This is a genomic window from Metaplanococcus flavidus (assembly GCF_042675885.1).
GTDB lineage: Bacteria > Bacillota > Bacilli > Bacillales_A > Planococcaceae > Planococcus > Planococcus flavidus.
Window position 1 is genome coordinate 70,077 of record NZ_JBHTKI010000008.1, and the last position, 16,811, is coordinate 86,887.

At 45.6% G+C, this 16,811-nt stretch carries 20 protein-coding genes; 1 reads left to right on the forward strand and 19 read right to left on the reverse strand.

Annotation, left to right across the window (positions count from 1 at the left end; genetic code table 11):
* Nucleotides 1-2: 2 nt before the first annotated feature.
* From panC to ACFQ1X_RS05360, 7 genes are all read right to left on the reverse strand, one after another.
* A complete protein-coding gene (gene panC / locus ACFQ1X_RS05330) occupies nucleotides 3-839 on the reverse strand; it encodes a pantoate--beta-alanine ligase (RefSeq protein WP_144836955.1) in 837 nt (278 codons plus the stop codon).
* 225 nt (nucleotides 840-1,064) lie between these two features.
* Nucleotides 1,065-2,048 carry a biotin--[acetyl-CoA-carboxylase] ligase gene (locus tag ACFQ1X_RS05335; RefSeq protein WP_144836958.1) on the reverse strand — a complete coding sequence of 328 codons (984 nt, stop codon included), beginning with the start codon at nucleotides 2,046-2,048 and terminating at the stop codon, nucleotides 1,065-1,067.
* A complete protein-coding gene (locus ACFQ1X_RS05340; RefSeq protein WP_144836961.1) occupies nucleotides 2,026-3,159 on the reverse strand; it encodes a CCA tRNA nucleotidyltransferase in 1,134 nt (377 codons plus the stop codon). The genes ACFQ1X_RS05335 and ACFQ1X_RS05340 overlap by 23 nt, the downstream gene beginning before the upstream one ends.
* Nucleotides 3,143-4,297, reverse strand: coding sequence for an N-acetyl-alpha-D-glucosaminyl L-malate synthase BshA (gene bshA / locus ACFQ1X_RS05345; RefSeq protein ID WP_144836964.1), 1,155 nt, complete (start codon nucleotides 4,295-4,297; stop codon nucleotides 3,143-3,145). Before bshA ends, ACFQ1X_RS05340 begins: the two co-directional genes overlap by 17 nt.
* Before the next feature lie 11 nt (nucleotides 4,298-4,308).
* Nucleotides 4,309-4,713, reverse strand: a complete 405-nt coding sequence (mgsA, locus tag ACFQ1X_RS05350; protein ID WP_144836967.1) for a methylglyoxal synthase — start codon at nucleotides 4,711-4,713, stop codon at nucleotides 4,309-4,311.
* A 13-nt stretch (nucleotides 4,714-4,726) separates the two neighbouring features.
* The gene (dapB, locus tag ACFQ1X_RS05355) at nucleotides 4,727-5,527 is read right to left on the reverse strand and encodes a 4-hydroxy-tetrahydrodipicolinate reductase (protein WP_144836970.1); all 801 of its coding nucleotides are present in this window, start codon (nucleotides 5,525-5,527) and stop codon (nucleotides 4,727-4,729) included.
* Nucleotides 5,524-5,862, reverse strand: coding sequence for a nucleotide pyrophosphohydrolase (locus ACFQ1X_RS05360; RefSeq protein ID WP_144836973.1), 339 nt, complete (start codon nucleotides 5,860-5,862; stop codon nucleotides 5,524-5,526). The genes dapB and ACFQ1X_RS05360 overlap by 4 nt, the downstream gene beginning before the upstream one ends.
* A 107-nt stretch (nucleotides 5,863-5,969) precedes the next feature.
* Here ACFQ1X_RS05360 and ACFQ1X_RS05365 point away from each other — a divergent pair, with 107 nt between their 5' ends.
* Complete coding sequence (locus ACFQ1X_RS05365) at nucleotides 5,970-6,836, forward strand: YitT family protein (RefSeq protein ID WP_144836976.1); 867 nt, start codon at nucleotides 5,970-5,972, stop codon at nucleotides 6,834-6,836.
* Nucleotides 6,837-7,014: 178 nt separating this feature from the next.
* On the opposite strand, the gene ACFQ1X_RS05370 is transcribed toward ACFQ1X_RS05365, so the two are convergent.
* From ACFQ1X_RS05370 to aroB, 12 genes are all read right to left on the reverse strand, one after another.
* Complete coding sequence (locus ACFQ1X_RS05370) at nucleotides 7,015-7,698, reverse strand: zinc metallopeptidase (protein ID WP_144836979.1); 684 nt, start codon at nucleotides 7,696-7,698, stop codon at nucleotides 7,015-7,017.
* 41 nt (nucleotides 7,699-7,739) lie between these two features.
* Complete coding sequence (gene lhaT / locus ACFQ1X_RS05375) at nucleotides 7,740-8,363, reverse strand: lipoprotein heptaprenylglyceryl N-acetyltransferase LhaT (protein ID WP_144836982.1); 624 nt, start codon at nucleotides 8,361-8,363, stop codon at nucleotides 7,740-7,742.
* A gap of 61 nt (nucleotides 8,364-8,424) precedes the next feature.
* Nucleotides 8,425-9,207: a menaquinol-cytochrome c reductase cytochrome b/c subunit gene (locus ACFQ1X_RS05380; protein WP_144836984.1), complete on the reverse strand. Its 783-nt coding sequence runs from the start codon at nucleotides 9,205-9,207 to the stop codon at nucleotides 8,425-8,427.
* A gap of 38 nt (nucleotides 9,208-9,245) precedes the next feature.
* Nucleotides 9,246-9,920 (reverse strand): menaquinol-cytochrome c reductase cytochrome b subunit, encoded by a 675-nt coding sequence (qcrB, locus tag ACFQ1X_RS05385; protein WP_144836986.1) that lies wholly within the window; start codon nucleotides 9,918-9,920, stop codon nucleotides 9,246-9,248.
* Between the two features lie 21 nt (nucleotides 9,921-9,941).
* Nucleotides 9,942-10,445 carry a ubiquinol-cytochrome c reductase iron-sulfur subunit gene (locus ACFQ1X_RS05390; RefSeq protein ID WP_144836989.1) on the reverse strand — a complete coding sequence of 168 codons (504 nt, stop codon included), beginning with the start codon at nucleotides 10,443-10,445 and terminating at the stop codon, nucleotides 9,942-9,944.
* A 148-nt stretch (nucleotides 10,446-10,593) separates the two neighbouring features.
* Nucleotides 10,594-11,037, reverse strand: coding sequence for a DUF2487 family protein (locus tag ACFQ1X_RS05395; protein ID WP_144836993.1), 444 nt, complete (start codon nucleotides 11,035-11,037; stop codon nucleotides 10,594-10,596).
* Nucleotides 11,038-11,042: 5 nt separating this feature from the next.
* On the reverse strand, nucleotides 11,043-11,606 hold the full coding sequence (locus ACFQ1X_RS05400) for a ReoY family proteolytic degradation factor (protein WP_144836996.1): 564 nt from the start codon (nucleotides 11,604-11,606) through the stop codon (nucleotides 11,043-11,045).
* Nucleotides 11,607-11,620: 14 nt separating this feature from the next.
* On the reverse strand, nucleotides 11,621-12,874 hold the full coding sequence (locus tag ACFQ1X_RS05405; protein WP_144837625.1) for a tetratricopeptide repeat protein: 1,254 nt from the start codon (nucleotides 12,872-12,874) through the stop codon (nucleotides 11,621-11,623).
* 84 nt (nucleotides 12,875-12,958) lie between these two features.
* The gene (aroA, locus tag ACFQ1X_RS05410) at nucleotides 12,959-14,242 is read right to left on the reverse strand and encodes a 3-phosphoshikimate 1-carboxyvinyltransferase (protein ID WP_144836999.1); all 1,284 of its coding nucleotides are present in this window, start codon (nucleotides 14,240-14,242) and stop codon (nucleotides 12,959-12,961) included.
* A gap of 19 nt (nucleotides 14,243-14,261) precedes the next feature.
* On the reverse strand, nucleotides 14,262-15,350 hold the full coding sequence (locus ACFQ1X_RS05415) for a prephenate dehydrogenase (protein WP_144837002.1): 1,089 nt from the start codon (nucleotides 15,348-15,350) through the stop codon (nucleotides 14,262-14,264).
* Nucleotides 15,347-15,730 carry a chorismate mutase gene (gene aroH, locus ACFQ1X_RS05420; RefSeq protein ID WP_144837627.1) on the reverse strand — a complete coding sequence of 128 codons (384 nt, stop codon included), beginning with the start codon at nucleotides 15,728-15,730 and terminating at the stop codon, nucleotides 15,347-15,349. Before aroH ends, ACFQ1X_RS05415 begins: the two co-directional genes overlap by 4 nt.
* Nucleotides 15,730-16,809, reverse strand: a complete 1,080-nt coding sequence (gene aroB / locus ACFQ1X_RS05425) for a 3-dehydroquinate synthase (RefSeq protein WP_144837005.1) — start codon at nucleotides 16,807-16,809, stop codon at nucleotides 15,730-15,732. Before aroB ends, aroH begins: the two co-directional genes overlap by 1 nt.
* Between the last annotated feature and the right edge of the window lie 2 nt (nucleotides 16,810-16,811).

A 16,811-nucleotide genomic window follows, 5' to 3' on the forward strand; every position in this document is an offset into this window, starting at 1 on the left:
TGTCAGTTCCCCTTTATGGTGAATATAAGATTGTCAATCAGCCGTGCTTTTTCAAACTGGACAGCTAAAGCCAAAATAGCTTCGCCTTCCACATTTTCTGTGAGATCCGGATACGACAGCAATTGGATGTAATCGATCCTTCCAGAACAATTTTCAATAAGGTAATCAGTCATGGCCGAAATCGGATCGATTCCATCGGCCACCATTTCTTGGCCGATGTCCAAAGCCTTTTTCAGATGTGGGGCTTCGACACGCTCCTGGTCACTTAAATAGACGTTGCGTGAACTCTTTGCCAGGCCATCCTTTTCCCTGACCGTACCAACTCTTCTGATTTTTAGAGGGAAATTAAAATCTTCCACCCACGATTCGATAATTGCCAACTGCTGTGCGTCTTTTTGCCCGAAATAGGCGCGGTCCGCTCCGGACAAATGAAAAAGTTTCGTAACCACTTTCAATACACCATCAAAATGGCCTGGGCGGGATTTTCCGCATAATTCCTCGGCCATTCTGCCAGGTGAAATTGTAATCGATGATTCCCTTGGATAGATTTCTCCGACAGAAGGAGCAAAAATTAAATCTGTCCCGGCTTCTTCAGCCATCGTTTTGTCCCGCTCCATATCTCTGGGATAGCGTTCGAAATCCTCGTTCGGACCGAATTGGGCAGGATTGACAAAAATGCTCATCAGCACGGTGTCGTTTTCCTCTTTAGCTCTTTCCACAAGTTTCATGTGGCCTTCATGCAAGAAGCCCATAGTTGGTACCAGACCGATGCTTTCACCTGCCGCTCTTCTTTCATCTACCCATTGCTGTAATTCTTTTATTGTTTCAATCGTTCGCAATACTTCTCTCTCCTTCCCGGAAGAAAGCCGTATATAAAAAGTCCTCCCCCAAAAAATGGGCGGAAGGACAGAAAATGTTAGACTCTTTTTTCTTCCGTCCCTGTCATACAATAGATCAAGGCAGACTCAGATTTATTTTTTTAAAATGGATAAATCGGTGCAGTTCCATAAGAGATACTGCCCGTTAAAAATACTATAGCAGAACTTGCAGGACAAAAACAATTATCAATTCTTCATCTCGATATCTGCAGAATATATTCCATGGAGCTTGCCATCTGGTGTGCGGATCTGCAGCACCCCTTCATCCGTGATGCTCTCGGCAATGCCTTCGAGCGTCTCTTTGGCCATGCGTGCGCGGACCGGCTTACCGATTGTTGTTGAATAGCCTTCCCACATCAGCTTTATTGCGGCAAAACCTTCATCAATATAAATCGCTGTATAGAGTTCAAGGTAATATAAGATGGAACGGACAAGTTCCTGCCGGCTGACCGGGCTGCCTTTTTTCAGCTTCAATGACGTTGCGATATCTTTTACCTCATCGCTGAAGTCTTCCATTTCCTGGTTGGCATTCAAGCCGATCCCGATGATCAGCGCCTGGATGCCATCAGCATCCGACTGCAGCTCAGTCAGAATGCCCGTGCATTTTTTCCCGTTCAATAAAATATCGTTCGGCCATTTGATATCAGGATTCAGTCCTGTCACTTCCTCGATGGCGCGAACCACAGAAACTGCTGCAATTAAAGTAAATTGCGGTGCACGCTGAAGCGGTATATCCGGGCGCAGGATGATGCTCATCCAGATGCCTTTGCCATGTGCCGAATCCCACTTCCGGGCCATTCTTCCCCGTCCGGCAGTTTGTTCTTCCGACAGGACCACTGTGCCGTCCGGAACCAACTGCTGAGCAAGCTGATGTGCTATGATCTGGGTTGATTCACAACTGCTGAGATATTCCAATGTTTTGCCGTAGCGGACTGTTTTCAGCAATGGCTGAATAGCCGCTGCTTCAAGGGAATCCGGTATGCCGGTCAACGTATAGCCTTTTTTCTTAATAGAAGATATTTCATAGCCTTTTTCCTGGAGGTCTTTGATATGTTTCCAGACAGCCGTTCTTGAAATACCGAATTCGTCAGCCAGCTGCTGCCCGGAAACTGGTTCACCGTCAGCTTCCATTAAACGGCCGGCCAATTTATTTGTCACGATTATATTCATTCAAGAACCATCCCTTTATCTTATCTTTCTCATTTTCCAATTCGCTGAAAACAATTTTTCTTTCTATTTCCTCCAGCAGCTCTTTCAGCCATGGTCCCGGCTTCTTCTCCGTCCATTCCATGAGGTCTCGGCCATTGACGGCCAGTTCTGATTTCGAATGGATGGGCAGATTCTCTTTCATTCGGATCCAGCCGGAATTTCTGTCAGTCAAAGCTGCAGCGAACTCCAATTGCTTTGATGAATAGATATAACAGGTCCACGAATCCCATTGTTCAATTGAAGCCGCGTCCAAGGCCCTTTTGATGGTATTCTTTTCTTCGTTTGAAAATTTATATGCCGTCAGTGCTGAAAGGTCTTTCGCATTCTGCCAGAAAGCATAGAGCCAGCCGCTTAAAGGGTCGGGTGTCGGAATGAAACCGCTCCAATCCGTTCTGAAAATTTCACCGGACGGCAGCTGATCGGCCAGTCCGGAATCAATCAGATAACCGATGCTTCTGGCAGCATGTTTATTGGCCATTATTTTATCCAATTCCACTTTGAGGCGTTCAACGGCAATGGTCCGAATCAGTGCAGCATTGTTCCGGATCGAGCCCAGTGTTTTCTCATCAATAGAAAAATCCAATTGTCCCGAAAATCTTACAGCCCGGAGCATGCGTAGCGCATCTTCCTGAAACCGTTCGTCGGGCTCACCGACCGACCGGATTATTTCCTCACTAATGTCTCTCCGCCCGCCGAACAAATCGACAATCTCAAGGTCTTCAGTCATCGCCATTGCGTTGATCGTAAAATCACGCCGCTTCAGGTCTTCATCCAGCGTTTTCACAAAATCGACTTTGTCGGGCCTCCTATTATCTGAATAGCCGGTTTCCGTTCTGAAAGTAGTAACCTCTATTCCGGATCCCCCGGTTAACACCAGCACCGTTCCGTGCTGTATGCCGGTATCCACTGTACGATCAAAAATCGCTTTTACCTGATCGGGTTCCGCAGAAGTTGCCACATCAAAATCTCCGGGAGTTTTGCCCAACAGAAAATCGCGGACGGCTCCTCCAACAAAATACGCTTCAAAACCGGCAGCCTTCAGTTTTCTGATGACTTCAACCGCAGTTTTCATGATTATCTCCTTTATCCAGAAGGCGTTCATAAATATCTTCGTATTCTTTGAGAATTCTGCTGGAATGGAATTTCGAAGCGACTGTATCGATAGCGCCTCCTCTTAAATGGGCAGCAAGCGATGGATCCGTCAAAATTTCAATGCCGTATGTGGACGCCAGTTCCGTATCCCCCAGTTCAACCAGATAACCGTTTTGTCCGGGTTCAATAACTTCAGGGATGCCTCCGATGCTTGTACCGATTCCCGGTACTCCGCAAGCCATGGCTTCGAGCATGACGAGGCCGAATGCTTCTTTTTCTGAAAGCAATAGTTTCAAATTACTAATATTATACAATTCGGATAAATTATCCCTTTTCCCGAGGAATAAAACATCTTCTTCCAAATTCAGCTCTCTTACCTGTTCCTGGATTCTGCTCATTTCCGGTCCGTCTCCCACCAGCAGCAATTTGCTGCGGACGGAGTTTCGGATACGCGCAAAGGTATCCACGACATCTCCAACTCTTTTGACTTTACGGAAGTTGGATACATGAATGACCACTTTTTCATCCAGACCAATTCCCAGTTCCTCTTTAAGGGAACCGGTATCTTTTATATGGTAATCCCGTTCATCCACAAAATTATATACGGTTTCTATTTGCTGTTGGGGCTGGATCATTTCATAGGTTTGATCTCGCAAGGAATCTGAAACGGCTGTTACAATATCCGATTTTTCAATACCATAACGGATGGCTTCCTTCAATGAGGAATCAGATCCTAAAACCGTAATATCCGTCCCATGCAATGTTGTTACAATACCGATGTTGGAACCCGCCATATGCCTTCCCAGAATCGCACAGACTGCATGGGGAATGGCGTAATGGACATGTAAAAGATCCAATTTTTCGCTCTTGATCACTTCTGCTATTTTAGTCGCCAATGCAATATCATAAGGAGCGTATTGGAAAACCGAATAGGAATTGACGTCCACTTGATGGCTGAAGATGTTCGAATACATCCGGTTGAGCCGAAAAGGCGTGCTGGATGTAATAAAATGAATTTCATGGCCTTTTTCAGCAAGCAGTTTTCCAAGTTCCGTAGCCACTACACCAGAACCGCCTACAGTCGGATAACATGTGATGCCTATTTTCATTTTTCGCAATTCCGACACTCCTATCCTCTGCGCTCCCTGATGAGGCGCCAATCAACAAAACCTTCTTTTAAACCTTTCAACAGCACTTCCGCTGTGCCCATATTCGTCGCGAGCGGTATATTATAAACATCACAAAGACGTATTAAAGCCGTTACATCCGGCTCATGTGGCTGGGCAGTCAGGGGATCACGGAAAAAGATGATCATATCCATATCATCCTGTGCAATCATGGAACCGATCTGCTGATCACCGCCAAGCGGGCCTGAGCGGAATTTATGTACCTGAAGGCCCGTTTCATCTATGATCCGTTGACCAGTTGTACCAGTCGCATACAATGAATTTTCCATTAAGATCGGCTGGTACGCGATGACAAACTGAATCAGGTCGTCTTTTTTACGGTCATGTGCTATTAAAGCGATTTTCATGCCATCTTCCCCTTTAGTCGATTATATTTTCCAATCCATACACAAGCTTTTCCAGTTCCATCACTTTTTTGACGGACAACGCCACTCCGGTCATGAATGACCCGCGATTGAACGAGTCGTGCCTGATTGTCAGAAGTTGGCCTTCGCCACCCATCAACACCTGCTGATGCGCGACAAGTCCGGGCAAACGGACACTGTGTAGGCGCATTCCATCATAATCGGCACCTCTGGCTCCTGCCATTGTCTCTTTTTCTTTTGGATGTCCCTGACCATGCATCTCCCTACGGGCAGATATCATATGGGCTGTTTTCATGGCAGTTCCAGATGGTGCATCAAGTTTTTGATCATGATGCATTTCAATAATTTCGATATCGGGCAAATATTTGGCAGCCTGTTCAGCAAATTTCATCATTAATATTGCGCCTATGGCAAAATTAGGGGCAATGATGCAGCCAACTTTGTTGGTCTGTGCATATTTTGTCAATTCTTCAAGTTCTTCATCTGAAAAGCCCGTAGTGCCGACTACCGGGCGGATGCCAAGTTCAAGTGCCTGGCTTGTATGCTGGTAAACAGATTCGGGTGAAGTTAGATCCACCAGAACATCCGGCTTTGTTTTTTTATGGAGAGCAACCATATCCGTAAAAACAGGCGTTGAATAGGATTGGGGAAATAATTTGGTATCGGCCAGCGTTTTTCCAACTTCTTTATAATCCAGAACTGCCACTAGTTCCATTTCGGGATTTTTCATAATTGTATGTACTGCTTCCTGACCCATTCTTCCGCGCGCACCAGCTATTGCTACTCGGATTGTCATTTGCTTTCATCCTTTCTGGTCCATCGATTTTTATCGCGTGTATTGAATTTTTCCATCACACCATCATGTGCCTCTCTGAGATCTACGTCGAGCGAGTTTGCCATGGTGATCAGCACAAACAGCAAATCTCCAAGTTCTTCGGAAATACTGGCATCAGCTTCAGTCGATTTTTTCTTTTTCGGGCCATAGACATGGTTTACTTCCCGGGCCAATTCCCCCAGTTCTTCTGTCAGCCGGGCAATCATTTCCAAGGGCGTAAAATAGCCTTCTTTGAATTGGGATATATAGTTATCGACTTCCTGCTGCAATTGTTTGACCGTTTTTTCTTGTGCCATATATTCACACTCCTGTTTTAATCGTAAAGAAAAGGGGGGGTGTTGTCAAAATCCTGAAGATAACCCATAATACAAGAGTTGAGCATATAGAAAGGAGTTGATAATATTTGAAAAATCTTCAATTTAAAAACATTTTTTTCATTTTGTTGGGTGCTGCAATTTATAGTTTCGGTTTTGTCCATTTCAATATTCAAAATGAACTGGGCGAAGGCGGATTTGCAGGAATAACATTGATCTTTTATTTTCTTTTCAGTTGGGACCCGGCACTTATGAACCTGCTGTTGAATCTTCCCCTGTTTTTTGTGGGATGGAAGTTGCTTGGAAAAAATCTCTTTCTTTATACGATTATCGGAACTGTTGCCGTCTCCGTTTTTTTGAAGATTTTTTTAATTTATGAAATTCAAATTGACCTGCAAAATGATCTTTTTCTTGCTTCATTGTTTGCTGGTATTTTTGTCGGAGCCGGGCTTGGGATCATTTTCCGGTTTGGTGGAACCACCGGCGGAGTCGATATTATCGCCCGGCTTGTTCAAAAATACATCGGGTGGAGTATGGGCAAGACCATGTTCCTGTTTGATGCAGCAGTAATTCTGTTGTCATGGCTCGCTTTTCTTGATAACCGCTCGATGATGTATACGCTTGTTGCGGTTTTTGTCGGCGCTCGGGTCATCGACTTTATGCAGGAAGGAGCTTATTCCGGCCGCGGCGCTTTGATCATCTCCAATTCCCAGGAGGAAATTGCCAGCCGCATCGCTGTTGAAATGGATCGCGGCATTACTATCCTTCGCGGCTATGGACATTTTTCCAGGGAAGAACGGGAAGTGCTTTATTGTGTAGTCGCACGAAATGAAATCGTCCGGTTGAAAAACATTATTGATTCAGTCGATCCTCATGCATTCGTTTCATTGATTGAGGTGCATGATGTCATGGGTGAAGGTTTCACGCTGGATGACAAGAAAATGCCGTTGCATTGACGCTCTATTGTCCCTTTTAATCTAAAGTTATACGAATCGATATTCCGCAAAACAGCTTGTTGCCTGGCACTTGCAACGAACTTATGCAGAAGCTTTAGATAAGTCATTTCTTTCATTCACCTTATAAAATAACAGTAAAAAACCGTCCCGATTTTTATCGGGACGGTTTTAATATTTTTTATGAACGGCTCATACTTGTATAGATCAGTAACAATCGAGCAAGTTCGATAACAGCGACTGCCGTTGCCGCTACATACGTCATGGCTGCTGCATTCAAAACTTTTTTCGCATGGGGCTCTTCCTCGTTGCGGATGATATTGGCCGACAACAATTGGTCCATTGCCCGGTTCGAAGCATTAAACTCGACCGGCAGAGTGATGATCTGGAAAAGGACACCCAGGGCAAGAAGGATGATACCAATCAGCAAAGCTCCGCTCATTTGTGCGAAAAAGCCGATTAGGATAAAAACCCAGGACATGTTTGACGAAATATTCACCACGGGCACAAGTCGGTGGCGCAAGCGCAGGAACGAATAATCTTCCGCATCCTGAATTGCATGGCCCACTTCGTGAGCCGCTACCGCTGTACCTGCCACAGAAGCTTCGTGGTAATTATGGCTTGATAGCGCAACAGTTTTTTTCATCGGGTTGTAATGGTCACTTAGCATTCCCCGGCTTTCGATGACTTTAATATCATACAGGCCGTTCTGATCCAGAATTATTCGGGCTACTTGTGCTCCCGTATGTCCGGAAGTTGAGCGCAATTTTGAATATTTACCATACGTTTTTTTCAATTTGAATTGTGCCCATAAAGGCAGTAACAACAGGACGGCGAAATAGATGAGGTAAGAACCTAATCCCATATGTCAATGACACCCCTTCTTTGTTATCTATTACCCCTATTTTACTCGGATTGGTCAGTCTTGGTCAACTGATACGGTGCGTATCTGTTCAGCCAGGCAACAAATATTGCAAAAGCGATACAGGCAATTGACAGCCAGAAAGTGAAGTAACCAATTTGGTTGCTGAATTGAGCTAAGCTGCTGTATATAGGCATCTGGCCGAAGACATAATCAATGACATCGTTGTGTAAAGTCCATACTGCTGCCAGCCCCACTGCAAACCAGCCGAAACGATAATGTTCCATATAAAGAATCGCCTGCAAAGCCATGGCGAAATGCGAAATCACCAGCATCCAGCCGATCCAACCGATGTCACCGGTCTGCCACAAGGTCAAAAGATTCATCACAACTGCCCACAAACCGTATTTGATCAAAGTAATAAAAGCCAACGCTTCGATCAGGCCATTGCGTTTGCCGATCAGCCATAATCCGAGAACAATCGTAAAAAAAAGGCTGGCTGTTGGGCTGTCCGGAACAAACAAGATAAACTTCGGTTCTGTAATGGCCAATTGCCAGCCGTACCATATATATCCGTAAATGGTGCCTGCCAGATTCACCAAAAACAGCAGCACAAGGAAAGGCTTGAACATCAGCCATGCAGAAATTTGATTTATGTAGGAAAGCATGTTGTTTCTCCCTTTCAAGATAGCAAAAAAGAGCCGGTTTCCCGGCTCTTTTTTTAGTATGTTATTCTGCTTCCAGACCCGAGATGAACTCAGACAGGACTTGCAGATCTTCTTCAGTACCATCCCAAGATGGTGGCATTGTTTGTGCTCCGCCTTCTTGGATCCCGTTAACAGCAATCTCAGCGATTTCTTCAGGAGATAATCCCGTTCCTACCAAGCTAGGTCCGACTGCTCCTTCAAGGTTATCCCCGTGACAACTGATACAGGCAGATCCAGAATAAATTTCATATCCTGGATCGGATGTATCGATTTCAACTTCTTCAGTAATTTGCCCTTGAGCTTCAGCAGCTTCCCAGTCATGGTTAGCTACAGATTCCCAAGTGAAGAAAATGATCGAAACGATTCCAAGAAGCATAAAGCCGGTCGGCAATGGACGTTTTGATGGGCGTCTTTCCGGACCTGGATCCAGGAATGGAGCCAGCATCAATGCGCCGAAAGCGAGTCCCGGAATGATGATTGCGCCCACCACGTTGAATGGGCCTGAAGCAAATTCGTATTTAAGTAATTGATATAAGAATAAGAAATACCAGTCTGGCAATGGAATATATGCTGTATCAGTCGGATCCGCCTGGCCTTCAAGAGGCGACGGATGGGCGACAGTCAAAAGCAGATAACCGATCAAGAAGACTGCACCAATCATCCATTCTTTCAAAAGGAAGTTAGGCCAGAAAGCTTCTGTCTTACCAGGGTATTCGGAATAATCTTTCGGGATATTCGGCTTGCGATGCTCCATACCTGGTACGCGCGAATCCCCTACAAATTTCATCCCTTTTCCGCGATGCATAGTGTCCCCTCCTTTAAAAATCCGTTAGACCACATTGCTTACAATGGGCCTGAAATACCCTGTCTCCGAATCATGATAAAGTGCGCGCCGAGCAACCCAAGCAAAGCGGCGGGCAAGAAGAATACATGAATAGCGAAGAACCTGGTCAAGGTTTGTGCACCAAGAATCGTTGAATCCCCGGCAAGCAGGATTTTAATCATACCGCCGATTACTGGAACAGATGCAGCGATTTCAATACCAACCTTCGTGGCGAATAATGCTTTCATATCCCAAGGAAGCAAATAACCTGTAAAACTCAATCCCAGGATAACACCGAATAGCAATACACCGACAACCCAGTTTAGTTCACGCGGTTTCTTGTATGAACCTGTGAAGAAAACACGAAGTGTATGAAGGAAAATCATTACAACTACAAGAGAAGCTCCCCAGTGGTGCATACCGCGCACGATTTCTCCGAATGCTACTTCATTCTGAAGATAATAAACCGACTGCCAGGCATTCTCGATATCTGGTACGTAGTACATTGTTAAAAACATACCGGATAAAATCTGAATTACCGTGATGAAGAACGTCAATCCCCCAAAACAATAGACGAATGCTGAAAAGTGGTGTGCGGGGTTTACGTGTTCCGGTACTTCATGGTCCGCGATATCACGCCAGATAGGCGTAATGTCCAGACGCTCATCAACCCAATCATATAACTTGTTTAGCACTGGTGTCGTACCCCCTAACTATTAAACTAATGTGTTTGGTCCTACTGCTCCGATAGCTACAAAGCCATCCTGCTCCTCGACAGCATACTGATCGAGCGGTCCAAGCGGTGGTGTACCTGGAACGTTTAGTCCGTTTTTCTCATAACGGCCTGCATGGCACGGGCAGTAAAATTGTGTTGGCTGTTCTGGATCGCCTGCCCAGTTGACTGTACATCCCAAATGTTTGCAGACAGGTGAAAGCGCGATTAATATATCGCCTTCTCTGTATACCCAAGCTGAATTTGTTACTTCAGACACATACCATGCATCCGTTTGTTCAAATGTAAAGTCGACACGCACTGGTTCTTCAGTGATATCTTCCACTCGTTGGTCGGTTAATACGAAGTCGCCTGTGCCCTTCTGTTGAAGAACCGGGTCAACCGCAAAACGCACCATCGGCATCAGCATACCTGCTGCCATGAATCCGCCGACACCGGTTAAAGTGTAGCCTAAAAATTGACGTCGTGATACACGATTGTTACTCATCCTTTTCCCCCCTCTAACATTCAAGGTCAGTCCAATGGACATACTCATTCAAATATAATTACTAGGACAACCTAATGATATATCAATCGAAAGATCAGGTCAATAATGCTTTGAAGCTAAATGCCAGTTTGTGAACATTTCATGAAGCTTATGACCATTCTTTAATAAAAAGCGGGAGTACTTGCCGCAGTTGGTCTTCCATGACTGATTGCTTGAAATTCCTGTCCATATGTTCGGTAGGTATGGCCGGAAGCCACAGGACATTTTTCAGTTGTTCGACCGAACGCCATTCGGCATCGGTAGTCATGAAGAACACATGCTTGAAATCCGCTTTTTGCATTTCCGTTTTAATTTCTTCGGCAAGCCTCAATCTGTCTGCGCCAGTCGTATAGGATACTGGCGGAAACAATAAAATACGGCCCCTGAATTGTTTTTCAAGTAGCGCCGTCAAGGATTGAAGATATTCAGAAGCACCCGCACTCGACTTGAGTGCGGTCTGGCCCAGATTAAGCTCCAGAAGCGGTACAACCGCCGTATCAACATATTCCTGCTGGTTCAGATATTGGTCCATGTCTTTGCCGATAAAATGCATCAGATCTACTCACCTTCCAGTTTTTTTATAAGCTTTATATTATGCAGCAGTGAAGAAAGTTCAAAAAACCTTTCTTTATCATTTACATCGAGTGCTTCATCAATCTGTTTGAGAATCGTTTTTTCCTGGAAAGAAGACAAACTGTCTGCAAGCAAATCTTCCGCAAGCTTCCTGTCTTCGGCATTGATGGTTTCGTCCAAGGGAACATAAGGATTTTCTTCCAGAACGGACAGATAAAGCGGAGTAGGCGGCCGGTTAGGAAAATTCAATTGCAGATAGAGATCCTGCTCCGGATTCAGCCGCAGGTCGTGGAAAGATTTTTCCGCGTCTGCCGTCATCAGGTTGCCTTTGTAAAAACGGAAGGGAAGCTCTTTTGATTCTGTCGAGGACATGACCATGGCTCGCGGACAGTAATGTGCTTCTTCCACAAAATGTATTTTCTCCAACAACTCTTCATTGCTGAGCATATAATTTAAAATCCATATGCATTCACGGCGTTTCATTTTATAAGATTGAAGAAACCAACGGACAAATTGTTTTTTATCTCCAACCGATACTGAAGCGGTCATTGCATATCCCCCTCTTATTCAAAAGATTGCTGCAGTTCCAGCCATTCCTGGTTTTCCGGTTCCAAAATCTGCAATTCTTTTATTATTTCAAGAGCGCGTTCCCTCTTTCCTTCTTCAATCAGGAATCGTGCATATTTTCCGAGAAACTCTGGATCATCACGAAATGAAGGATAAGCCAATTCAAAATAAGAAGATGCCTTTTCAAATTGTTCGGTGCGCTCATAGGATTCAGCTATCATTGGATAGAGGCCAGCCCAGTCGTCACCGCTCTCCACAACCGTTTCTGCCAGTTCGAGAACGTCATCATCCATTTCCTGGGAATGGAAGTACGAAATAAGTGCATAAATTGCTTCCATGTACTCGGGATCGAGAGCGACTGCCTGACGGAGATTTTCAACACCTTCGTCCGTTTTGCCCAATTTCATCGCCAACTTGCCGGCAAAAAGGTATAATTCCTTATCAAATTCATCCCTCTTTATCCCCTCTTTGATGGCTTCATATGCCCCTTTATAATCTTCTGCCATGTTGAGGCTTTGCGCTTTCAATAAATAGGCTGAGAAATAATCAGGATCGAGGACGATCAATTCATCCAGCCTTGACACAGCGCGTTCATACTCGCGTGTCTGGAAGGAGGCGACTGCTGCACCGAACAGGACGTCCGGCTGTACACGGTCCGCCAGAGCCTCTTCGTAATATGGCAATGCTTCCTCATATGCCGCTCCGGCACTGTAAACTTCTGCCAACCGCTCGGAAATATTCACACCCTCTATTTCCACTCCTGCAGCTTTCAAATCCTGATATATTTTCGCGGATTCCAGATATCTCCCTGAATCGAGCAGCAACTCGGCTTTCGCCTGCATGAGCAATGGTTCGTCCGGCAGCAGTGTGATGGCTTCATTCAATCGATTTTCAGCAGCCTCCAATAAACCCTGGAGCTGGAACAGATCCGCCAGCGTCACGAGGGCCTGCGGATATAATTCATCATGTGCGGGAATTTCCATCAGCAGATTAAGCGCCTCATCTTCCCTGTCAGCTTCGATAAGCAGGTTCGCCCTGTCGATTTTCAACTGATTTTCCTCCGGGAACAAGTATTCAAGATGCTCCAGGATTTTAATCGCTTCCTCGACAAAGCCGATTTCTCCAAGCCATTCCGACAATCCGAATTGTTCATCGGGTTCACCGCTTAACATATAGGAATCGAGCAATGCATTGACCTTGCCCATATCCCCTTGTTCCACAGCTTTTTGAATCTCTTCTACAGTTGCCATCCAATCACCTTTTCTTTCAGTTTCATAGTTCCATCCTACACGATAGGCTGTTTTAAGCATAATAAAAACTCCCCCTAAGGAGAGTCAGCGAAGCAGACTATTGAGATGTTCAATGAACCCGGGATATGACACGGCAATACAATCCGGATCATCGATCAGCACGTGCCCTTCTGTCACCAATGAAGCAACTGCAGCCATCATGCCTAACCTGTGGTCCCCGTAGGTTTGCATTTCCGCTCCGACAAGCGGAGTCGGTCCGTTGATGATCATGCCGTCCTCGGTCGCCGTAATGTCCGCTCCCATTTTCGACAGTTCAGCGACCACTGCTGAAATCCGGTCTGTTTCTTTGACGCGCAACTCTTCTGCATCCCTTATCACGGTCGTTCCGTGGCACTGGGTGGCGATGAGCGCAATGACCGGGATCTCATCGATCAGCCTCGGAATGAGGGCACCGCTGATTTCTACACCTTTCAAATCGGAAGATCGGATAATAAGCTCAGCCGAGCGCTCACCTTCTGTATCCATTTCAATCAGTTCAAGATCTGCGCCCATTTGCTTGACGACATCAAGAATTCCGGTCCGCGTGGGGTTTATCCCCACATTTTGCAGACGGACTTCACTGTTTTTCGTGATCAATGCAGCGCCGAGCATAAATGCAGCAGAAGAAATATCACCCGGAACTTTTACATGGCTTGCTGTGAGCTTCTGGCCGCCTTCCAAACGGATGGCAGTATTTTCACGTTTTATATCGACACCGAAATGGCTGAGCATGATTTCAGTATGATCTCTTGTCGCGACCCTTTCCTCTATTTGAGTCACTCCATTCGCGTACAATGCAGCGAGCAGGATTGCCGATTTTACCTGAGCACTGGCCACCGGCAACGTATAATTTATTGCCGATAATTTTGTTCCTTGGATCGCCAACGGAGTGAACTGTCCATTTTGCCGGCCGCGAATGTCAGCGCCCATTTGGCGAAGCGGGTCCACAATCCGTTTCATCGGCCGTTTCGCAATCGATTCATCTCCAGCGATGACTGTATGAAAGTTTGTCGCAGCCAATAATCCCAGCATCAACCGGGTGGTCGTACCGGAATTTCCGGCATCCAGTACTTCAGAAGGTTCTTTCCAGCCTTCTGCTCCTTTGCTGTTGATGGTCACCACTTCACCGTTCAAATCAATATCGACTCCCAGCTTTCGAAAGCAGCTGATGGTGCTCAAACAATCTGCCCCAAGAAGGAATCCTTCAATTGTGGTTTTACCGGAGGCCATTGCACCGAACATGATGGAGCGATGGGAAATCGATTTATCACCAGGAACCTGAATGTTTCCTTTTAACGATGGTTTCTTATAATCAAGTTTTAATGTCATAGCCCTCCGCCTCATTCCTTCAGGAAATATATACTTCGTAAACAGTTCTTGCCTCGATGCAGGCTTTAGCCTTTTGCCGATCTGCATCTGTCTGGAAGCTCATCACCAGAATGCCGAAAACGTCTTCGCGGGTTTCAAGAATCCGCAGATTGACGATGCTGATCTGTCCTTCGGCAAGATAGCCGGTCAATTCTGAAATGATTCCGGGAACGTCCGGGATATCAATATAAAGGTCGAAAACAGAATACAGGGCCCCGTGTCCTGCTATCGGCAATTGATCCCTGACCGTTTTAGCCCTTTCGAAATATTGTCTGATCGGCTCTTCTTCATTGGCTTCAAGCAGATTTTTCAATCTGTCCATTTCACCGATCCAATGCCCCAGCTGTTCTGTGATCATGCGATTATTCTGCGTCGTTATATCTCTCCACATCACGGGATCTGATGAAGCAATGCGTGTAATGTCCCGAAAGCCCCCTGCTGCAAGCTGCTGTGTAAAAGGATAATCCTGCTCCCTGTCCAGCTGATGAACCAGCGAAGCTGCAATCAGATGAGGAAAATGGCTGACTATGGAAGTCATATGATCATGTTCTTTGGCAGACAGGACATGAACCTTCGCTTTCGTTACGGCCAATAAATCCTTCATTTTGGTAATATGTGATTCTGTTGCACGCTGACCTGGCGTCAGAATATAGTAGGCATTCTCAAACAAGACCTCTTTTGCAGCTTCAACACCGCTTTTATGCGATCCGGCCATTGGATGGCCGCCGATGAATACTCGTTCAAGATCCTTAGCGGTTTCCATTATTTCCATTTTTGTGCTGCCGGTATCGCTCAGGATGACGTTGTCCCGTAATTTCCAGAACCGGCTTTGCTGCAGCAATTTTTTTGCTGCACCGACCGGAGTGGCAAAAAAGATGAAATCGGCATCGGCCGCAGCTTCTTCAAGAGACAGCACCGGCTTATGGATGATTCCCATTTTATATGCCTTGCGGACAGTCAAAGGATCTGCGTCATAACCGTAAATAACGGCTTCCTCATGCCGCATCAGCGACTTTGCAAGAGATCCGCCGATCAGTCCCAGGCCAATAACCAGAATATTTGCTTTCACCGTTCCCCCACCTTGCTGTCTTTGATCAGATCCGGTCTTAGTTTCACTGCATCATTCATATAAATATGATTGATTTCCTGCTGGCTTTTGGCAGTATTTGCATGCATCATGACACGGATACAAAGTGGCATACTGCCCGGCACGTCCATTTCATGTGTGCACATAACCGGCACGAATGTCCAATCCTCTATCGTACGGACAGCTTTAGCAGGAAATGCGGAAGAAATGTCCGTCGTTGTTGAGATGATGACAGATGCCACTAAATCCGGTTCTATATCATTTTGCATGGCCATTTCCAGAACCAGGTTTTTAGTTTCTTTTAAAATTTCAGCCGGGTGATCGGCAGAAACAGTAATAGCTCCCCTTATGCCTCGCATCATCATATATGCATCTCTCCTATCGTTGCGCATAGCGTGGTGTATGCATCTTCTGCCTGTCCGGTCCCGACAGTTTCCATATACGGTTTTCCGGTTTCATGAAGCAGGACGAAATTCAATAATCCATCCGCTGTTTTTTTATCTTTTTTCATATAACTCTGCAATTTTTCAAAAGGGATTTTTTCAAGCAGGTCGAAAGGATAGCCAGTTGCCTTGCCCCATTCCAGAAATTGATGGAATTTTTTGTGCTCTGAAAGATATAAAGCATAAGCCAGGCCGATAGCTACCGCTTCTCCGTGGGTAATCTTCCCATAGCCCGAAGCCGCTTCTATGGCATGAGCCAGGGTATGGCCGAAATTCAAATATTTCCGCACACCCGTTTCGTATTCATCTTCTTCAACAATGGCCGCCTTCACTGCTATGCCTCGCTCCAGATGCAATGCCAATTCTTCTTCGCCCAACTTGTTAAAATCGTTAATTGCCAATAATTCGTCAAGCCAGGCCTCATTGGAAATAAAGGCATGTTTGATGACTTCCGCCATTCCTGAACGAACTTCCTTTTCGGGCAAAGTGGCAAGAAAATGTGTATCGTAAATAACAGCAGCCGGCTGGTAAAAAGTGCCAATCATATTTTTACCGAGTTCATGGTTGATGGCAGTTTTGCCGCCAACCGCACTGTCATGTGCCAATATTGTTGTGGGAATCTGGATAAACGGGATGCCTCTCATAAATGTCGAGGCCACAAAACCGGCTAAATCCCCTGTAGCTCCCCCGCCAAAAGCAAGTATGACGGATTTCCTCGAAAACCCTTGTTCCAATAAGAAACTTTGGCAATCCATATAGGTTTCGATGGACTTAGCCTGTTCTCCTGAAGGAATCACTTTGAATTTTACCTTGTCAGAATTCATCAAATGCGCTTTTAAATGATCCAAATGCAATGTCGCCACAGTTTCATCTGCGATAACGGCAATTCTGTCTGCTTTACTGATCATTTCGCTGTATTCATCCAATAACGCAGCCAGCACACCGGAGCCGATATGGACTTGATAAGGACGGGCCGCTTCAACGGTCAAATTTTTCATAA

Excerpts from the sequence above, each read along its gene's own strand:
- ACFQ1X_RS05335 (WP_144836958.1), bottom strand. The coding sequence starts at position 2,048 with ATGAATATAATCGTGACAAATAAATTGGCCGGCCGTTTAATGGAAGCT.
- ACFQ1X_RS05340 (WP_144836961.1), bottom strand. The coding sequence starts at position 3,159 with ATGAAAACTGCGGTTGAAGTCATCAGAAAACTGAAGGCTGCCGGTTTT.
- mgsA (WP_144836967.1), bottom strand. The coding sequence starts at position 4,713 with ATGAAAATCGCTTTAATAGCACATGACCGTAAAAAAGACGACCTGATT.
- dapB (WP_144836970.1), bottom strand. The coding sequence starts at position 5,527 with ATGACAATCCGAGTAGCAATAGCTGGTGCGCGCGGAAGAATGGGTCAG.
- ACFQ1X_RS05360 (WP_144836973.1), bottom strand. The coding sequence starts at position 5,862 with ATGGCACAAGAAAAAACGGTCAAACAATTGCAGCAGGAAGTCGATAAC.
- ACFQ1X_RS05370 (WP_144836979.1), bottom strand. The coding sequence starts at position 7,698 with ATGGGATTAGGTTCTTACCTCATCTATTTCGCCGTCCTGTTGTTACTG.
- lhaT (WP_144836982.1), bottom strand. The coding sequence starts at position 8,363 with ATGCTTTCCTACATAAATCAAATTTCTGCATGGCTGATGTTCAAGCCT.
- ACFQ1X_RS05380 (WP_144836984.1), bottom strand. The coding sequence starts at position 9,207 with ATGCATCGCGGAAAAGGGATGAAATTTGTAGGGGATTCGCGCGTACCA.
- ACFQ1X_RS05390 (WP_144836989.1), bottom strand. The coding sequence starts at position 10,445 with ATGAGTAACAATCGTGTATCACGACGTCAATTTTTAGGCTACACTTTA.
- ACFQ1X_RS05395 (WP_144836993.1), bottom strand. The coding sequence starts at position 11,037 with ATGCATTTTATCGGCAAAGACATGGACCAATATCTGAACCAGCAGGAA.
- ACFQ1X_RS05400 (WP_144836996.1), bottom strand. The coding sequence starts at position 11,606 with ATGACCGCTTCAGTATCGGTTGGAGATAAAAAACAATTTGTCCGTTGG.
- ACFQ1X_RS05405 (WP_144837625.1), bottom strand. The coding sequence starts at position 12,874 with ATGGCAACTGTAGAAGAGATTCAAAAAGCTGTGGAACAAGGGGATATG.
- aroA (WP_144836999.1), bottom strand. The coding sequence starts at position 14,242 with ATGACATTAAAACTTGATTATAAGAAACCATCGTTAAAAGGAAACATT.
- aroH (WP_144837627.1), bottom strand. The coding sequence starts at position 15,730 with ATGATGCGAGGCATAAGGGGAGCTATTACTGTTTCTGCCGATCACCCG.
- aroB (WP_144837005.1), bottom strand. The coding sequence starts at position 16,809 with ATGAAAAATTTGACCGTTGAAGCGGCCCGTCCTTATCAAGTCCATATC.